The organism is Acidihalobacter prosperus, assembly GCF_000754095.2.
Lineage (GTDB): Bacteria > Pseudomonadota > Gammaproteobacteria > DSM-5130 > Acidihalobacteraceae > Acidihalobacter > Acidihalobacter prosperus.
The window spans coordinates 42,704-60,315 of record NZ_JQSG02000006.1; the positions used below are offsets into that span (position 1 = coordinate 42,704).

At 64.9% G+C, this 17,612-nt stretch carries 17 protein-coding genes, 1 tRNA gene and 1 CRISPR repeat array; of the genes, 8 read left to right on the forward strand and 10 right to left on the reverse strand.

The genetic code is table 11. From position 1 onward, the window contains the following. The first annotated feature begins 1 nt into the window (after window position 1). The 8 genes from THPRO_RS10860 (at window position 2) to THPRO_RS10890 (ending at window position 6,764) form a co-directional block, all read left to right on the forward strand. On the forward strand, window positions 2-742 hold the full coding sequence (locus THPRO_RS10860) for a hypothetical protein (protein ID WP_145930839.1): 741 nt from the start codon (window positions 2-4) through the stop codon (window positions 740-742). A gap of 121 nt (window positions 743-863) precedes the next feature. Continuing rightward, a CRISPR array of direct repeats spans window positions 864-1,138; the repeat unit is 30 nt; unit sequence GGTTCCCCCCGTGTACGCGGGGATGAGAGG. A gap of 109 nt (window positions 1,139-1,247) precedes the next feature. Beyond that, the gene (locus THPRO_RS16790; protein ID WP_145930840.1) at window positions 1,248-1,598 is read left to right on the forward strand and encodes a hypothetical protein; all 351 of its coding nucleotides are present in this window, start codon (window positions 1,248-1,250) and stop codon (window positions 1,596-1,598) included. A gap of 91 nt (window positions 1,599-1,689) precedes the next feature. Continuing rightward, window positions 1,690-2,487: a hypothetical protein gene (locus THPRO_RS10870; protein ID WP_197513086.1), complete on the forward strand. Its 798-nt coding sequence runs from the start codon at window positions 1,690-1,692 to the stop codon at window positions 2,485-2,487. A 125-nt stretch (window positions 2,488-2,612) separates the two neighbouring features. After that, window positions 2,613-3,503 carry an MT-A70 family methyltransferase gene (locus THPRO_RS16340; RefSeq protein WP_082954606.1) on the forward strand — a complete coding sequence of 297 codons (891 nt, stop codon included), beginning with the start codon at window positions 2,613-2,615 and terminating at the stop codon, window positions 3,501-3,503. A gap of 167 nt (window positions 3,504-3,670) precedes the next feature. Further along, entirely contained in the window at window positions 3,671-4,198 is a 528-nt protein-coding gene (locus THPRO_RS17290; protein WP_236717299.1) for a hypothetical protein, read from the forward strand. A 9-nt stretch (window positions 4,199-4,207) separates the two neighbouring features. Continuing rightward, entirely contained in the window at window positions 4,208-5,485 is a 1,278-nt protein-coding gene (locus THPRO_RS17125; protein WP_236717300.1) for a DNA cytosine methyltransferase, read from the forward strand. Then, window positions 5,482-6,249, forward strand: coding sequence for a hypothetical protein (locus tag THPRO_RS10885; protein ID WP_065089640.1), 768 nt, complete (start codon window positions 5,482-5,484; stop codon window positions 6,247-6,249). Before THPRO_RS17125 ends, THPRO_RS10885 begins: the two co-directional genes overlap by 4 nt. Continuing rightward, window positions 6,246-6,764 carry a DUF1643 domain-containing protein gene (locus THPRO_RS10890; RefSeq protein WP_038094158.1) on the forward strand — a complete coding sequence of 173 codons (519 nt, stop codon included), beginning with the start codon at window positions 6,246-6,248 and terminating at the stop codon, window positions 6,762-6,764. The genes THPRO_RS10885 and THPRO_RS10890 overlap by 4 nt, the downstream gene beginning before the upstream one ends. On the opposite strand, the gene THPRO_RS10895 is transcribed toward THPRO_RS10890, so the two are convergent. From THPRO_RS10895 to THPRO_RS10940, 10 genes are all read right to left on the reverse strand, one after another. Beyond that, window positions 6,761-7,765 carry a site-specific integrase gene (locus THPRO_RS10895; protein ID WP_065089641.1) on the reverse strand — a complete coding sequence of 335 codons (1,005 nt, stop codon included), beginning with the start codon at window positions 7,763-7,765 and terminating at the stop codon, window positions 6,761-6,763. The two genes, THPRO_RS10890 and THPRO_RS10895, sit on opposite strands and share 4 nt — an antisense overlap. A 163-nt stretch (window positions 7,766-7,928) precedes the next feature. Then, a tRNA-Thr gene (locus THPRO_RS10900) sits at window positions 7,929-8,004 on the reverse strand. A 58-nt stretch (window positions 8,005-8,062) separates the two neighbouring features. Continuing rightward, the gene (locus THPRO_RS10905) at window positions 8,063-8,497 is read right to left on the reverse strand and encodes a Fur family transcriptional regulator (protein ID WP_038091601.1); all 435 of its coding nucleotides are present in this window, start codon (window positions 8,495-8,497) and stop codon (window positions 8,063-8,065) included. Window positions 8,498-8,562: 65 nt separating this feature from the next. Further along, entirely contained in the window at window positions 8,563-9,645 is a 1,083-nt protein-coding gene (gene thiO / locus THPRO_RS10910; protein ID WP_038091605.1) for a glycine oxidase ThiO, read from the reverse strand. Between the two features lie 202 nt (window positions 9,646-9,847). Beyond that, window positions 9,848-11,653: an allophanate hydrolase gene (gene atzF, locus THPRO_RS10915; RefSeq protein ID WP_236717301.1), complete on the reverse strand. Its 1,806-nt coding sequence runs from the start codon at window positions 11,651-11,653 to the stop codon at window positions 9,848-9,850. A gap of 11 nt (window positions 11,654-11,664) precedes the next feature. Next, window positions 11,665-12,669, reverse strand: a complete 1,005-nt coding sequence (locus tag THPRO_RS10920; RefSeq protein WP_038091608.1) for an adenosine deaminase — start codon at window positions 12,667-12,669, stop codon at window positions 11,665-11,667. A 37-nt stretch (window positions 12,670-12,706) separates the two neighbouring features. Next, the gene (locus THPRO_RS10925) at window positions 12,707-13,816 is read right to left on the reverse strand and encodes a BMP family ABC transporter substrate-binding protein (protein ID WP_065089854.1); all 1,110 of its coding nucleotides are present in this window, start codon (window positions 13,814-13,816) and stop codon (window positions 12,707-12,709) included. Window positions 13,817-13,887: 71 nt separating this feature from the next. Continuing rightward, window positions 13,888-14,814 (reverse strand): ABC transporter permease, encoded by a 927-nt coding sequence (locus THPRO_RS10930; protein ID WP_038091821.1) that lies wholly within the window; start codon window positions 14,812-14,814, stop codon window positions 13,888-13,890. Beyond that, the gene (locus THPRO_RS10935) at window positions 14,811-15,872 is read right to left on the reverse strand and encodes an ABC transporter permease (protein WP_065089642.1); all 1,062 of its coding nucleotides are present in this window, start codon (window positions 15,870-15,872) and stop codon (window positions 14,811-14,813) included. Before THPRO_RS10935 ends, THPRO_RS10930 begins: the two co-directional genes overlap by 4 nt. Continuing rightward, on the reverse strand, window positions 15,859-17,436 hold the full coding sequence (locus THPRO_RS10940; RefSeq protein ID WP_236717302.1) for an ABC transporter ATP-binding protein: 1,578 nt from the start codon (window positions 17,434-17,436) through the stop codon (window positions 15,859-15,861). Before THPRO_RS10940 ends, THPRO_RS10935 begins: the two co-directional genes overlap by 14 nt. Window positions 17,437-17,612 lie beyond the last annotated feature (176 nt).

Sequence of the window (17,612 nt, forward strand, 5' to 3'; positions counted from 1 at the left end):
GATGCTCACGATGACAAGTTCAATCAACAAACGCGATCTGCTCGCCGCGTTGCTCCTCCCCCCGCCGGAAGGCGAGCTTGGCTGGCGCGCACGAGACCTCGGCGCCCTGCTGGACAGGGAACCTCACCAGGTATCGCTGGCGCTACAGGAGCTCAAACAGCACCGGGTCGTGCAGATTCGTGGCGTGTATTCCGCTCCGGCTGAGCACCGGACGGAGTGGCTCAAATCGCTGGACAAGGCCATGCGACCCACCCCGGAGGACATGACCCGAATGGCGCAGCGACGGCAAGACATCGCCAACCTGCGCCAGGAGGTGCCGCGCGCCGAAAGCAAGACGCTGATGCCCATGATTCTCGGGTTGTGGTCGGCGAGCGATGTGACGCCGATGAACCGCAACGAGATTCTGGAAAAGCTCAGGGAGCGTCACGGCCATGAGTTTTTGATAGGCGCCCATCCGGTTTCCCAAATGCTTCACGTGCTGGTGCGCGAAGGACGGATACTGAGTACGGGCAGCGGCAAGGCGACCCGGTACTGGCCCGCGACGCAACGCGATTTGTTTTCTATCGCGTCGGGGAAAGCAGCGTCCGATCCCGTTGCCAGAGGACTGGCTGAGCAAGTCGATCTCAGGCTGGGTGAGCCGGACGAAATATCGTCCCGTCGGCTCGGGCGCCTGGTGTCTACCGGAGCGCGTTGCGCGGTCGACCAGCAAGGACGGATCACGCATGTCTGGCTTTCCGTTTGATGGGTTTTTTCGAAAGACGGGATTGCTTTTGATGGGTTAAAAAGGCCGGTTTTGGGCACCCCAAAATCGGTACTTTTCAGCGGCCCTAAAAATTGCTCTTTTTTCAACGGATTGGAAGAAGGGTTCCCCCCGTGTACGCGGGGATGAGAGGACCAGCAGGTCTGCCCGCATCTGTCGTGGCAGGTTCCCCCCGTGTACGCGGGGATGAGAGGCTACGGCGACGTGAAAAGGATTTTGCAATTCGGTTCCCCCCGTGTACGCGGGGATGAGAGGGGGTCGTACTGGCCTGCCCTTGACTTCTCCACCGTTCCCCCCGTGTACGCGGGGATGAGAGGCGGATTGACCAGCGGAGGGCGACTTGGCCTGCGTTCCCCCCGTGTACGCGGGGATGAGAGGGGCGGATTCACGGATAGGCGGGAACCTTGTTCCCGCTGTTTTCGTTTATCTTAAACGGAGGGTTCAGACGCCCTCCAATTTCCTATTATCACTGAGAGGCATTGCATTTATGGCAAAGAACATTTCCAAAATCAGAACGCTCGCTGTATCTGGTGTTTTCGCGCTAGGCCTGGGTACCGCAGGCATCGCGGCAGCCACGACGCCTGTAGATTCGTTGCCCGGCAACGCGGCCACACCGGCTTCGCCGAACGGCCCAGGAAATCCCGCCACGCCAGCCATGCCCGGAAATCCGACTGCGAAAGCTGAAGTCGAAAGTCATCGCCCGGACATCGACCAACCGGAGATTGAAAAGCCGGAGGTTGAGAAACCGGAAATCGACCGCCCGGAAGTGCAGACGCCGGATATCTCGAAGCCCGAGATCCAGCGCCCCGACGTGCAGAAGCCCCAAGTCGATCACTGAGCTACGCACGCGCCCCTCGACACGACCGGCTCGGTTCGGCGCATCGTGGGGCGCGCATAACAACAATATCCAATTTCAATAAGAGACAATCATGCAAGCGACCTATCGAGCGACGATCGCGTGCGCCGTGGCAATGCTGTGCGCATCACCGCTGGCACAAGCCGGGCAAGCACGCATCACCGTGGGTAGCGTACCGGCCTATTTCAGCGGCACCTACGGCACTGCCAACAACATCGATATCTTCTACGTTCCGATCTACGCCCAGTACCGCAAGGGTCGTCTACGGGTCAAAATGACTTTGGCCTACGAGTCTGTCAGCGGGCTCCCGCAGGGAGCCACCCTCGCCGGCAGCAACCTGTCCAGCCGCGGCGGCACGCAGACGCAGACCCGCTCGGCCTCCGGCATGGGCGATACATGGTTCACCGTGCGCTATTCGGCCACCCACGCACGCGACGGCCGCATCGGCATCCATCCCTATGCCAAGGTCAAGATCGCCACCGCCTCGCATTCCGCCGGACTCGGCACCGGGCAGAACGACTACGAGGCCGGCCTGGGTTTCGACGCCCGCGCGGGGTATTACACCTTCCCGTTCGCCCACATCGGCTATCGCCTGGTCGGCAAGCCGGCGAACTCGAACCTGCAGAACATCGCCACCTACGACTTCGGAGCGAGCTATGTATTGCCGCGTTCGCAGGCGAACATCATCACCGCGATGTTCTCCGGTTCGCAGTCGGAGCAGAAGGGTTACGCCGGACCGGCGGACCTGATCGTCGCCTGGAACCACAACATCAACCCACAGGGCAGCGGTTTCCAGCTCTACTTCGACAAGGGCCTGAGCAACGGCAGCGCCAGCTATGGCATCGGTCTCGGGGGACAGATCGTCTTCTGACTCGGCGCGCAGCCATCCGACAAGCGCAAATTGATCGAATAACAGCCGTATATTGATCTATTTGGGCGCTTGCGTTATTCGAGAACTCCGGACAATGACCTGAAACCCATTCACGGTCTCAGGTCATGCAGGATATCGATAACGACATGCACTGGCACCTGCGCCTGGGCGAGGCCTCCGCGGCCGCAACCCGGCTCGCCAACGGCAAACTCCACCTTCCCGTACGCGATTCATCCGGGAAAATAGACCCGCTCGGACGCTGGCTTAACGAACAGCGGCGCCGATACAACCATGGCACGCTCAGCGCCCAGCGCCGAGAAGCGTTGGAAGCGACGGGCTTCGACATGAATCCGGTACGCGGCAAGGCTTCGCAAAAGCCTCGCCCGACGGACGGCGAACGTGTCGCTCAAAACGGATGCCGCCACGTATCCAGTCTCGACGTGCTCATCCGCGAACAGYGCAAATACCGCGTCATCTACGCCGATCCGCCCTGGCGCTACGACAACCAGGGCACCCGCGCGGCGACCGACAACCACTATGACACCATGAGCAGCGCGGATATCGCCGCCATGCCGATACCCGATCTCGCGGATACCGACTGTTTTCTTCATCTCTGGACAACGAACGGGTTCCTGAAAGATGCGCTCGACATCATGGATGCCTGGGGATTCGACTTCAAAAGTCAGGCGGTGTGGGTTAAGCCGCAGATGGGGCTGGGCAATTATTGGCGATTGAATCACGAACTGCTGCTACTCGGCCGAAAAGGCAAGCCGCAGTGGAAAGCCCGCAACCTGCATAGTGCGGTGACCTTTCCGCGCGGCAAGCACAGCGCCAAGCCGGAAGCGTTTCGAACCATGATCGAACAGGCCAACGACGGTCCCTACCTCGAACTGTTCGGACGCCGCGCCGCACCGGGCTGGACCGTGTTCGGCAATCAGATGTCTGGCGATTTGGTCGACAGAACCTATCTGGTCGAGTCGCCGCCTTGTCGCCTTCGCACAGCCATCCATGACTGAACAGAGGTGCCAGGAGATTTGACCAGATCACCCTTCGGGTCCGCTCTGCCGCTGCACATGACTCAAGGCCGGCGGGTCGCAGCCCATCTATGGGCTGCTTCAAGGACACAAAGATAGCGGCCTAGCCCGCGAACATCTTCAAAAAACAATTAGGAGACTCGGACATCATGGAACAACATAAGACTGTCGAACGGCGCGAAATGCGCCACTTTCACTTGTTCTGCGGCCTTGGCGGTGGCGCCAAAGGTTTCAACCAAGCCACCCCTCGGGTCGGGAACCTTGAGGGACGTTGGCGCTGCATAGGTGGCGTCGACGTGGACCCCGCCGCCATCGCGGACTTCGAGCATGCCGCTGGCGTGAAAGGCACCGTCCTCGACATGTTCGATCGGGACCAGTACATCGCCTTCCATGATTGCGAACCGCCGGCTGATTGGCGCGAATGTACGCCGACCGACATTCGCCGTGCCGCCGGTAACGAACGACCGAACGCGGTTTTCCTCAGCGCGCCGTGCAAGGGATTCTCCGGGCTTCTTGCAGAGAGCAAGAGCCGCACCGACAAATACCAGGCCCTGAACAGGTTGACGTTACGCGGTATCTGGCTGATGTTGGAGGCCTGGTCTGATGACCCGCCGGAATTGGTCGCATTTGAAAACGTCCCGAGAATCGGGACCCGTGGTAGATTCCTGCTCGATTAAATCGGCGACTTGCTTTCTGCCTATGGCTACGCCGTAGCAGAGACGACGCACGACTGCGGTGAGCTAGGCGGGCTTGCTCAACGCCGCAAGCGCTTCCTTCTGGTCGCTCGGCACCTTGAGAAGGTGCCGCCGTTTATCTACGAACCTCCGAAACGCGATCTACAGGCGGTCGGAACGGTCCTTGGACGCATGCCGCTCCCGGGCGATATGTCCGCCGGTTCTATGCATCGGGTTCCCCGGTTGGCATGGAAAACCTGGGTCCGCCTTGCCTTCGTCGAGGCCGGAAAAGACTGGCGCAGCCTGAACCGTCTTGAGGTTGAGGACGGTTTGCTGCGCGACTATCTGATCGTGCCCGAATATCGATCGGGTTATATGGGCGTGCGTCGATGGGATCAGCCTACCGGTGTGGTGCAAAGCGAAAGTGGCCCGACCAACGGCGCATTCTCGATTGCCGACCCTCGATTCAGTCAGTCCTCTCTCTGGAACGACGGCCATGCCTATGGTGTCCGCCATTGGGCCGAACATAGCTCAACGATCACCAGCAAACTCGCCGCCGGCAGCGGCTACGGCAGCGTCGCCGATCCCCGGCCGCCGAACCGGCCTTTATTCAGCAAGTACGCGGTCACTCGATTCGACAGCCATACCGGTACCGTTATCGGAGGCGACGATTCCGGTGCGTATGCGGTTGCCGATCCTCGCCGCGCTGGCCCGAGCTTCGGGAAGTATCTCGTAACCGACTGGAACCGCCCTGCAGGTACGGTCCTGTCCGGCAGCACCACGGGTCAAGGCGCTTTTTCAGTGGCGGACCCGCGCCCGGGCATGCGCCGTGAGAAAGGCGATCACTACCTCACCGGTGGGCATTACGGTGTGGTGCCGTGGAATGAACACAGCGGCGCCGTGTCAGCGGCGGCCAGCCATGACAATGGCCGATGGGGCGTCGCATATCCCCGCATTGATGCACTGCCGGCGGCGGACGAAAAGCTGGCGACGATCATCCGCGCGCTGGACGGAACCTGGCATCGTCCCTTCACGACCCTCGAACTGGCCGCAATCCAGTCCCTGATAGACCCCGAAGAGCAACTTGAGCTCGACGGACTTTCGGATCAGGCCTGGCGCGAACGCATCGGCAACGCGGTACCGCCGGCAGCGGCCAGAGCCATCGGCGAAGAATTCGGCCGCACCCTTTTGCTCGCGCAGACCGGCGAGACGTTCCAACTGTCAGCGACACCTATTTGGGTCCGGAATATGGCTGTCGCTCTGACCGTCGCGCAGAGAGATGAAGCATGAAGACGCACGAGGTAAAAGCAGCGCTTCGCGCACGCTTCTGTGCGCCCGAGTGGGGCATCTTCTTTGAGGTTGCAGATGGCACCGGCGCCAATCAACGCCGATGGGCTGATGCGGTATCTATCAATTTGTGGCCCAGCCGCGGGCTGGAAATCCACGGCTTCGAGGTGAAGGTCAGCCGCAGTGATTGGATACGAGAACTCAAGAATCCGGAAAAATCCGAACCGGTCCAGCGTTATTGCGATCGGTGGTGGATCGTAGCCCCGGAAGGGGTCATACGAGAGGGTGAACTACCTCCTACCTGGGGTCAGTATGAGGTCCAAAAGGGGGACGCTCTGCGTCAGGTCGCGGCTGCACCAAAGCTCGAATCTAAGCCCGTAACCCGCGAATTCGTAGCCGCCATGCTGAGACGCGCAAGTGGCATTGATGAGAATGAGGTGCGCGCAGCAGTCAGGGCTGAAGTTGAAAAGCAGCGCGCAAATGACCGGACAACGATCGAGCGAGAAATCAAACTCCGAACTCAAAAATATGAGCGTGTCATGGATCACATTGCCACGATCGAGAGAATCGCTGGCGTAAAGCTCACGGAGTTTACTGACAGCGAGGAAATCGGAAGGGCCATACGGGCGGTACAACACCTCGGACTCAACAAGACATACGGCGGATTATCCTCTCTTCGCAACGATCTCCGACGTATGGTCGGAAATCTCGATCAGGCTATCGCCTTGTTCTGTGGCCCCGAGGCTGAGACGGAGGACACAGCATGATTCCCCTCACTGAAACCGAGGGCGCGTCGACCTCCAATGCCACGTTTTCCAAGTGCAGGCTCTATTGCTACACCCTAACGCGGCAATGGGGTACTGAGGTGCACATAACCTTCATCATGCTCAACTCGTCAACTGCCGACGAGATCAAGAACGATCCGACCGTAGAGCGTTGCGAGCGGCGCGCCCGCGCCATGGGTTTCGGCGGACTGCGAGTGGCCAACATTTTCGCACTGCGCTCCACTGACCCGGCGGCGCTTTATCAGCACCTGAATCCGGTGGGCAATGACAATGACGAGGCCATTCTGAAGTCAGCGGCCGGCGCTGGCCTTGTTGTCTGCGCCTGGGGTAAGCACGGGCTGCTTATGAACCGCAGCGACCAGGTCAAGCACCTGCTCAAACGCAATGGCATCACGCCGAGCGTGTTGAGACTCAACAAGGATGGTACGCCGGCACATCCCCTGTATATCCCCTATTCCGTAACCCCCATCCCCTGGGAGAAAGCCTTAGCGAGTTAATCCATCTTGCTGACCAGATCGTCCACCTTGGGCGCGTAGTACACGTTCTGCAGGATGCGCAGGTCCTGGTGGCCTGATATTTTGGCCAGATCCATGACATCGAACTTCGCGGCCAGCCTGGACAGCGCCTCGCGCCGAGTATCGTGGAAGTGCAAATCCTCGATACCCACTTTCTTTTTGATCTTGCGAAACAGCACATCGATTTGGCGGGGCGACAAGCCAAATACGGGGTTGTTCTCATGCTCGCCCGTCAGCGGTCGCATTCGTTCAATGAGTTCGAGCGCGCGCGTCGACAGAGGCACGTCCCGCGGCTTCCCGTTCTTGGTCAGGGGCAGATGCACATAACGCCTTTCGACATGGACGTGACCCCAGATCAGACCCGCGATCTCGCCTGCTCGCATGGCGGTTTCGATGGCGAACAGCATCGTGGCGCCTACGCGGGCCGTGAGCGTCTCTGGCGGTTGTTCATCCGTGTAGCCTGATGCCACCACCAGACGGTCGATTTCATCCTGTGTGAGCCGTCTGTCTCGCGCGGCCGGCGTTGCCGGCTTGCGCACACGGGTCATTGGGTTTTCCGCCACCCAGCCCCATTCTTGCAGGCCGATGTTGAAGGCGTTGCTCAACAGATTCCATTCGCGCAGCACGGTAGCCGGCAGGACCTGCCGAAGCCGTCGGTCGCGCCAGGCCGAGATCGCCTGTGGAGATAGCTCGCGCAGCGGTACGTCAGCGAGCGAGTCATCCCGGCAGAGAGCTTCCAGACGCAGCCGTTCCCATCGCTCGCCCCGCTTGCCTGGCGAGACCTCGTGCAGGTAGCGCTGCCATAGGTCCCTGATGGTCTTGTCGGCTGGAATCCGGCCCATCTGTAGGTCGTCGAGTTCGACCTCGACCTGCAGAGCCCATGACTGGGCCTGGGCTTTGGTGTGAAAGGTCTTCGACCGGCGTCTGCCGTTGCGATAGACCTCCGCTCTCCATCCGTTCCCGCGCTTTCGGATCGTGGCCATGGCCTGCTTGGCGTAATTTTGGCGTAATCCGAAGTGTATAAAAGCGGGTTAAAGTGGGCAATAGTGTATTTTTGCGCCACCCGGGAAGGTGTGTTTTTCCCTTTGAACTCAACTATTTGTGTATAAAAATGGGCTAAAGTGTAGAAAAGCGGAAAATGATAGGTGGTGCCGTTGAGAGGAGTCGAACCTCCGACCTACTGATTACGAATCAGTTGCTCTACCAACTGAGCTACAACGGCAAGGGGCGTAAGGATAGTCAAAGCGCCGGCAAAGCTCAACGCCGTCTTGATGCGGCCCTCAACGGGCGCTGGGTTTGACCCGGATGATCACGTCGACCCCGGCCACGTCGACCGTCTCCGGCAGGGCCGGCATGCGGTTGATGGTCACGTCCGCCGCCTCGATATCCTCCAGCTCGCCGGTCTCGAGGTGATACAGGTGATGATGCGGGTCCAGGTTGGTGTCGAAGAACATCTTGCTCGGGTCGACCACGACCTCGCGCAGCAACCCCTTCTCGGCGAACAATCCCAGCGTGTTGTACACCGTAGCCTTGGAAACGCCGCGCCGTGCGCCGCTCAGGCGAGCAAGCACCTGATCAGCGGAAACATGCTGATGGCCGCCGAACAGCAGACAGCCGATCTCCACGCGCTGCTGCGTCGGCGTGATGTCATGCTCGCGCAGCAGCGCAATCACGCTGGAGCGTTCGAGCCTGGGCTGTCGGGCGAAATCGGACATGGTGAAATGCTATCGCAATATTTAGACGGGGTCTAGAACTATAACGAATCGCATTTCGCGCACGCTCATGCGGACGGGTACCCATAGGGCTTCGGATCGATCGATGGCGCGCGCCCGAGCATCAGATCGGCGAGCACCCGCACCGAGCCGAGGCCGATCACCACGCCGTTGCGGTAATGCCCGGCATTCACGAACAGCCCGCCCGCGCGTGGATGCTCGGCGACCACGGGCACGCCGTCCGGCGAGCCGGGGCGCAGCCCGGACCACTGATGCTCCACCGGCACGTCCGCCAGCGCGGGCACCAGCCCGCGCGCGGCGTCGCGCAGCGAGGCGAGCGCCGCGTCCGTCGTACCCTTGTCGAAGCCGACCTCCTCGAGCGTGCTGCCGACGACGATTCGGCCGTCGCGGCGCGGAATCAGGTAGCGGTCGCCGCGCAGGACGATGCGTCGCAGCAGCCCCGGCTCGGCGCGAAACACGATCATCTGCCCGCGCACCGGGCGGATCGGCGGCGCCCCGCCCAGCTCGTCGAGCAGCCCGGCGCTCCACGCGCCGCCGGCAATCACCACCTGCCCGGCCTGCCGCAGGCCCTGCTCCGTGTCCACGCCGGCGATGCGGCCTGCCGTCACGCGCAGCGCGCGCACGGGGTTGTTCGACTCGACCGCGATGCCGGCAGGAACAAGGCTCTCGCGCAGGGCGCGGACCAGGCGCGGGTTGCGCATCTGCGCGATGCCGGGCATCCACAGCCCACCCGTCGCGGGCGCCAGCGCCGGTTCGCAGCGACACACGCCCTCGGCATCGAGCCATTCCATCTCGACGCCCTGTGCGTCCGCCCAGGCGAGCGCCTCGGCCTGTTCGTCGCTGTCCGTCATCAGCAGGCCGCTGGGCTCCCATTCGGGGTCGACGCCGCTGTCTTCGCACAACCGCCGCGCCAGAGCGGCGTAGCGGGCCTGGCCGTAGCGCGCGAGGCGCGTCACCGCCTCAGGGTAGCGCCAGGGATACAGCGGAGACAGAATCCCGCCGCCCGCCCATGAGGCCTCGCGGCCAGGCTCGCCGCGCTCGATCAGGCGCACCGCAAGACCCGCCGTGCTGAGTTCACGGGCGGTCAGCATGCCGATCAGGCCGCCGCCCACGATGATGCAATCGTCCATTGTGCTATCCATCAGGCCATGCGGCATGTGCCGCATCCCGGCCGGCTGTTCGGTGCCTCGAACCGTTGGGAAATCCGCGACGGCGGCCTGCGCACGGGCCGCAGGACGGAGCAGGAGATGCCGGGCCAGCCCGGCAAGACAGGCGCATTCTAAACCAGCCGCAGCGCGGGGTGGGTCCGGGCACTCAGTCGATTGAGCGGGATCAGGTTCCGACTGCGTGCAGATACGCGCGCCAGCCGCCGTAGGCGGTGATGTCTTCGCTGTTGACCAGGGCGTGCGGCTCGCACAGGAAGCCCTGTACCCACTCGCCGTCTTCCAACTCCACGGAACCGATGCACAGCGGCGATGGAATTTCGCGCAGGAAGCCGCCGAACTCGCCGGTGGGCAGCGACCAGACCTCGACCTCGATGGCGTCGCCGGCACCGGAAGGCAGGCTGCGCACCAGGCCGGGCTTGCGCGGATGCGTACCACGCAAGGCGTAGAGACGATAGGCGCGCGCGGTCTGGCAGCGCCGCTGCAGTCGGGCGCCGCGCGCGGTGAGCTGGTGGTTGAGCGGTTGACCACTCAGGTGCGCGCCGACCACCGCCAGGCGGATGTCGTCCTGCTCATCGATTGCCGAGACCTTGGGTAGACGCTCGCCCAGGAAGCGCGCGGCGAGCATCATCACGTCACGATCCGCCAATGCCGGCGCGACCAGGGACAGGCCGAAGGGCATGCCGTCGGCGCGATGACCGGCGGGAATCGCGATGGCGCACTGATCGAGCAGATTGACGAACTGGGTGTAGTAACCCAATTCCCGGTTGGCTGTCATCGGGTCTGCCTCCACGGCGGCACGCATGACCTGTGTGCCGATGGTCGGCGTGATCAAAACATCGATGCGCGCCATTTCCGCTTCCGCCTCGCGCCGCAGAGCGGCAAGCCGATACTGCGCGACAAAGGTATCGGCCGCGTCATACGCCAGGCCTTCCTCCAGGATTCTCCGGGTAACCGGCAGCAAGGCCTGCGGGCGTTGGTGCAGGAAGCGACCGACCGCGGCCAGCCTTTCGGCCACCCAGGGTCCTTCGTAGAGCAGGCTGCCGGCGTTTAGGAAGGGCGTGAAATCGATTTCGATGCGTTGCCCGCCCATGGCCTGCAGCTGCGCGACGGCCGATTCGAACAAGTGTTGGCTTTCGGCGTCTTCGAAGAATCGCAGGCGCTCGTCGGACGGGACGCCGAAGCGGAAACCGCCGGCGGCGAGCGCACGGCGACCGGGCCGTAGCGTTTCATATCGGCTGAGCGGGTCGCGCGGGTCCGGCCCCAGGGCGATTTCCAGCACCGTGCCGGCATCGGCCACACACTGGGCGAATATCGCCACGCAGTCCAGCGAACGGCAGGCCGGCACCACGCCGGCGGTGCTGAGCAGGCCGCGCGTCGGCTTGAGACCGACGATGCCATTGCACGCGGCCGGCACGCGCCCGGAACCGGCGGTGTCGGTGCCGAGCGAGAAGCTGACGAGATCGCAGGCCACCGCGACCGCCGAGCCGGAACTCGACCCGCCCGAGACGTAGGCCGGGTCGACGGCGTTGTCGCAAGCGCCGTAGGGCGAGCGCGTGCCGACGAGGCCGGTGGCGAACTGGTCCATGTTGGTCTTGCCGATCAGCATCGCGCCGGCCGCCTCCAGGCGCGCCACCACGGTGGCCGTGCGCGAGGCGGTGTAGGCGAATTCCGGGCAGCCGGCGGTGGTCGGATAGCTCGCGACGTCGATGTTGTCCTTGACCGCGAACGGGATGCCGAAGAGCGGCAGTTCGGCGCGCTGCGCGGCGCTCATCGCACCCAACGCGCGGGCGCGCAGCAGCAGATCGTCGTGGGGCAGCAGGTCCACCCAGACGTGCTGCGCGGTGCACGCCTCGATGCGCCCCAGCACCTCGCGCAGCACCTCTTCGGGCGTCGCGCCCTCATCCGCGTAGCGCCGGCGCAGGTGCGCGAGATTCAACGTCCCCGCCATGCCCACTTCCGCATCCCTGCGCATCGACGAAGTCCTCAGGCGGCGCTCTGCGCCACCCGCGCAAGCAATCGCTCACGTGCGTCGGCGTCGAGGAAGGCCGCCTCGATCGCGTTGCGCCCCAGCGTCAGGATGTCGTCCGCGGTCAACCCGAGCGCGGCCTGCGTGGCGGTGAAGTTCTCGGTCATGTAGCCGCCGAAATAGGCCGGGTCGTCGGAATTGACCGTGGCGCACAGGCCGCGGTCGAGCAGCCGCTTGAGCGGGTGATCGCGCATCTCGGCGAAGCCGCCAAGGCGCACATTGGACAACGGGCATACGGTCAGCGGCATGCGCTCGGCGACCAGGCGTTCGACCAGCGCGTCGTCCTCCAGACAGCGCACGCCGTGATCGATGCGCGAGACCTTGAGCAGGTCCAGCGCCTCCCGGATGTACTCGGGCGGGCCTTCCTCGCCGGCATGCGCGACGGTCAGCAGGCCGTGCTCGCGGGCGGCGGCGAACACGCGCTCGAACTTGGACGGCGGATGCCCGACCTCGCTGGAGTCGAGGCCCACCGCGACGATGCGGTCTAGGTAAGGCTCGGCCTGGCGCAAGGTGTCGAAGGCGTCGGCCTCGTCGAGGTGACGCAGGAAGCAGAGGATCAGCCGGGAGGTGATGCCGAGGCTGCGTTCGCCCTCGGCCAGCGCCCGGCTGATGCCGTCGAATACGGTGGCAAAGGCCACACCCCGATGGGTGTGGCTTTGCGGATCGAAGAAGAGCTCGGTATGGACCACGCCCTGCGCCGCCGCCCGCCTGAGGTAGGCGAGCGTCAGCTCGTAGAAGTCCTGCTCGGCGAGCAGCACCGCGCAACCCTCGTAGTAGAGGTCGAGGAAGGACTGCAGGTCGTGGAACCGGTAGGCCGCGCGCAGCGCCTCCACGTCGGGATAGCGCACGCTGACGCCATTGCGGCGCGCGAATGCGAACAGCTGTTCGGGTTCGAGCGTGCCCTCGATGTGCACGTGCAGCTCCACCTTGGGCAGGCGCTCGATCAGGATTCCGGTGTCCATATCGCTCCTCTATGTTTGATGCGGTGACGGGACGGGTTCAGCTCGACTGCCCCTCGACCCCCTTGACGAACCATTGCAGGCCAAGCAGGTCATTATCCGTCAACGTCTTGCCGGCAGGCACCTTCAGCGTGCCCTTCTGGTCGTACAACGGCCCCTTGAAGATCGCAAAACTGCCATCCTCGATGGCCTTCTTGCGCTTGTACACGAGATCGGCGACGGGCTTGGGGATTGCCGGGTTGAGCGGCGCGAGCTGCACCATGCCGGACTTGAGGCCGCCCCACACCGAGCCGGACTTCCACTTGCCCTCGAGTACCTTGCGCGCGGTTTCGTAGTAATAGGGCGCCCAGTCGTCGACCACACCCGTCAGCTGCGCGTGCGGGCCGTACTGCTTCTGGTCGGAATCCTGGCAGAAGGCGTAGATACCCTTGCTCTCGGCCACCTGCATCGGCGCCGGGGAATCGGTATGCGTGGCGATCACGTCGCAGCCGGAAGCAGCCAGGGTCAGCGCAGCCTCGCGCTCCTTGGACGGGTCGTACCAGGTGTTCACCCACACGGTCTTGACCGTGGCCTTGGGGTTGGTTTCGTGCAAGCCAATGGTGAAGGCGTCGACCACGCGGTACACCTCGGGGATCGGGAACGGCAGGATGAAGCCGATCTTGTCGGTCTTGGTCATCGCGCCCGCGACCAGCCCGGTGAGGTACTGCGCCTCGTAGAAACGTCCGTTGTAGTTGCCCATGTTCGGCGCGGTCTTGAAGCCGGTGGCCTGCTCGAAGATCACGTGCGGGAATTCCTTGGCGACCTTGAGCGTGGGGTCCATGTAGCCGAAGGAGGTGGTGAAGATCAGCTGATGCCCGGTCTGCGCCAGACGGCGGATCACCGGCTCCGACTTGGCCTCGGCAACGTCGGCCACGTAGTTGGACACGACCTTGCCGGCGAGCATCTTGTCCATGTACTTGCGGCCGAGTTCGTGCTGATAGGTCCAGCCGATGTCGCCGATCGGATCGACGTAGACGAAACCGACCTTGAGCGGCTTCTTCAGCGGAATGCGGTAGTACTCGCTGGCCATGCTGCGCCCCGGCAGACCACCCAGGGCGCCGGCCGCGGCCAGGGCGCCCATGCCCTTGAGGAAATCACGACGTGAACTCATCTTTGCCATCTCCTTGCGTGTGAAGATCGAACGAACCCGACCGCGGGCGCATCAAGCCCACCCCGCCGCCTTCAGGACTCGGCCCTGAACGGGCGCCCGAGCGCGGCCGGCGTGTGCAGCCGGATGCGCATCGGATCGCGCGAGATCAGAACCAGCGCCGTCAGCACGGCCAGATAGGGCAATGCCGACAGAAAATACGTGTTCACCTGCAGACCCGCCGCCTGCGAGAACAGCTGGCCGATGCCGACGCCGGCGAACAGCCAGGCGCCGAGCAGCAGGCGCAGCGGACGCCAGGTGGCGAACACCACCAGGCCGACCGCGATCCAGCCTTGCCCCGCGACCATGCCCTGCGCCCACATCGGCGTGTACACCGTGGACAGGAAGGCGCCGCCGAGGCCCGCCATCGCACCGCCGAACAGCGCCGCGGCGTAGCGGATCGCGATCACCGGCAGGCCGAGACCGCGCGCCACCTGCGGGTCCTCGCCCACGCTCTTGAGCATCAGACCGCCGCGCGTCGCGCGCAGGTACCAGGCCAGCCCCAGCACCAGCAGGATCGCGAAGTACACCGGCAGGCTGTGATGGAACAGCACCGGGCCGAGCAGGGGTATGTGCTGCAGCAGCGGCACCGGCGCATCGCCGAGCGGATGGATCGATTTGCCGGCGTAAGGCTGGCCGACGAAGGCGCTCAGGCCGTGACCGAAGATGGTCAGCGCGAGCCCCGTGGCCACCTGATCGGCGGCGAGCTGCACGGTCAGCCAGGCGTAGATCAGCGCGCAGAACAGACCCGCCGCGGCACCGGCGAACAGCCCGACGACCGGGCTGCCGGTGTGGTAGGCGGCGATGAAGCCGGCCGCGGCGCCGACCGTCATCATGCCCTCGACGCCGAGGTTGAGCAGGCCCGCACGCTCGGTGACCAGTTCGCCGGCCGAGGCCAGCAGCAGCGGGGTGGCGGCCACCACCACGCTGCCCCCGATCGAGGTCCACAAGTCGAGGCTCATGCCGGCACCCGCCGCAGCCGGTAGCGCACCAGCACGTTGGCCGCGAGCAGGGTGAACAGCAGCACGCCCTGCAGCAGCTGGGTCAGCGCCACCGGCAGGCCCATGGTGATCTGGGCGTTGTCCGCGCCGACGTAGAACAGGCCGACCAGCAGGGCCGCCGGCAGCACGCCGAGCGGATTGAGCTGGCCGAGGTAGGCCACGATGATCGCGGCGAAGCCGATGTCCGAGTAGATGTTCGGGCGCAGCTGGTCGATCGGCCCGGCCACCTGCAGGATGCCCGCCAGCCCCGCGCAGGCGCCGCTGAGCAGGAAGGCCTGCCACACCGTGCGCCCGCGGCTGAAGCCCGCGTAGCGCGCGGCCGGCGCGCTGGCCGAGACGCGCACCTGGAAACCGAACAGCGACCCGCGCAGCAGCAGCCACACCAGCGGCGCCGCGAAGAAGGCGCACAGCGCGCCGAGGTCGAACTGCGTCTGCGGCCAGACGATCGGCAGGCTGGCCGCATCCGGAAACGAGATCGAACCGGGAAAGCCGTAGCTGTGCGGATCGCGCCAGGGACCGAAGGTGAGATAGCGCAGCAGGTACAGCGCCACGTAGTCCAGCATCAGGCTGGTGAGGATCTCGTTGGCGTTGAAGCGCGTGTTGAGCAGCGCCGGGATCGCGCCGTAGGCGGCACCGCCGACGGCGCCGAGCAGCACCATCGCCGGCAGCAGCCAGGCGCTGGTGGCGTCCGGGTGATACACGATCAGCGAGCTGCCGAGCACCGCGCCGATCACGTACTGGCCCTGCGCGCCGATGTTCCACACCCGGGCGCGGTAGGCGACCACCAGCCCCGCGCCGATGAGCGCGAGCGGCGCCGCCTTGACCAGCACGTCGGACCAGCCGGACGCGCTGCCGAAGGGCGCCAGGAACAGTGCGTAGAAACCGCCGAGCGGGGGATGTCCGGAGGCTGCGAGCACCGCGAAGGCAACCAGTGCGGTGCCGCCCACCGCGAGCAGCGGCGCGGCGAACTGCATGCGGGTGGAAGGCCGCGCGCGCGCCTGCAGTCTAAGCCGCAGCATCGGGCACCTCCGCTTCCAGGCCGCGACCGCCCATCAGCTGACCGAGCTGCGCGCGGCCGACTTCGGCCACCGGCCGCGCCGACGACACCCGTCCGCCGCTGATCACCGCCACGCGGTCGGCCAGGGCGAGCAGTTCGTCGAGGTCGTCGGAGATTACCAGCAGGGCCGTACCCTGCTCGCGCAGCGCGAGCAGGGCGTCCTGAATGCGCCGCGCCGCAGCGACGTCGACGCCCCAGGTGGGCTGCGCGACGACGAAGATCTCCGGGGTCTCGTCCAGCTCGCGGCCGACGATGAATTTCTGCAGGTTGCCGCCCGACAGCGAGGACGCCGGCATGCCGACGCCGGCCTGGCGCACCTGATAGCGTTCGCAGATCGCCTGCGCCCAGTTCCGCGCCGCCGCCAGCGACACCCAGCCGAAGCGCGTCGCCTTCGGCCAGCGCGTGAGCAGGGCGTTGTCGATCAAAGAGAGGCTGGGCACGGCGCCGGTGCCCTGACGATCCTCCGGCACGTAACGCAGTCCGCGCCGGCGGCGTTCGGCCACGCCCATCCGCCCCACCGGTTCGCCGTCGATCAGCACGCAGTCGGCCGGCACCGGGCGCTCGCCCACCAGCGCGGCGAGCAGTTCCTGCTGGCCGTTGCCCGAAACCCCGGCCAGCCCCAGGATCTCGCCGCGCCTGAGCTCCAGGGAAGCCCGACTCAGCGCGGTGCCGTGCGGATGGTCGGGCGCGAGATCGAGCCCCTGCAGCGCCAGGCGGACCTCGCCGGCGCCGGCCACCGCGCGACGCTCGCGCAGGGCCGGCGGGCGGTCGCCGACCATCAGCGTGGCCAGCTCGTCCACCGTCACGTCCGCCATGTCGCGGCGCGCGACCACCCTGCCGCCGCGCAGCACGGTGACGCGCTCGCACAGCGCCTTGACCTCGTCGAGCTTGTGGCTGACGAACAGGATGCTCAGCCCCTGCGCGGCAAGCCGGCGCAGCACCTCGAACAGCCCGGCCACTTCCTGCGGCGTGAGCACCGCGGTCGGCTCGTCGAGAATCAACAGCTTGAGCGGCTCCTCCTGCAGCAGGCAGCGCAGGATCTCGACCCGCTGGCGCTGCCCGACCGACAGGCTGTGCACCGGCCGGTGCGGCTCGACCGCCAGACCGTAGCGGCCTTCCGCCTCGGCCACGCGTGCGGCCACGCGCTCGGGCTCCCAGCGTCCGCGCCGATTGAGCGTGAGCGCCAGATTCTCGGCCACGGTGAGACTTTCGAGCAGGGAAAAGTGCTGCTGCACCATGCCCATGCCGAGGCGACGCGCATGCAGCGGCCCCTCGATCACGGTCTCGCGGCCTTCCCAGAGGATCGAACCCTCGTCGGGTGCGAGCAGGCCGTAGATCATCTTCATCAGCGTGCTCTTGCCGGCGCCGTTCTCGCCCAGCAGGGCATGAATCTCGCCGGCGCGGACGCTCACGTCGACCCGGTCGTTGGCGACCACACCCGGAAACCGTTTGGTCAGACCGAGCAAAGCAAGCCGGGCATCGCGCCTCGGCGCCGGCACGGCCATGGAAGAATCGTGGGCAGTCATGAGCTGGTCGGTCGACTCGATCCGTCATTCTTATGCATACAACGATGCATGTATTCACGATTGATGCCAGCGTGCAGTCCGCAACCGTTCTGCCATGGAGGGTGCTCGCGGCGCCTGCAGTGAACGCAAGATTCGGACCGCCTCGGATGCGCCGGACCAACCGCCGCGCACGGCCA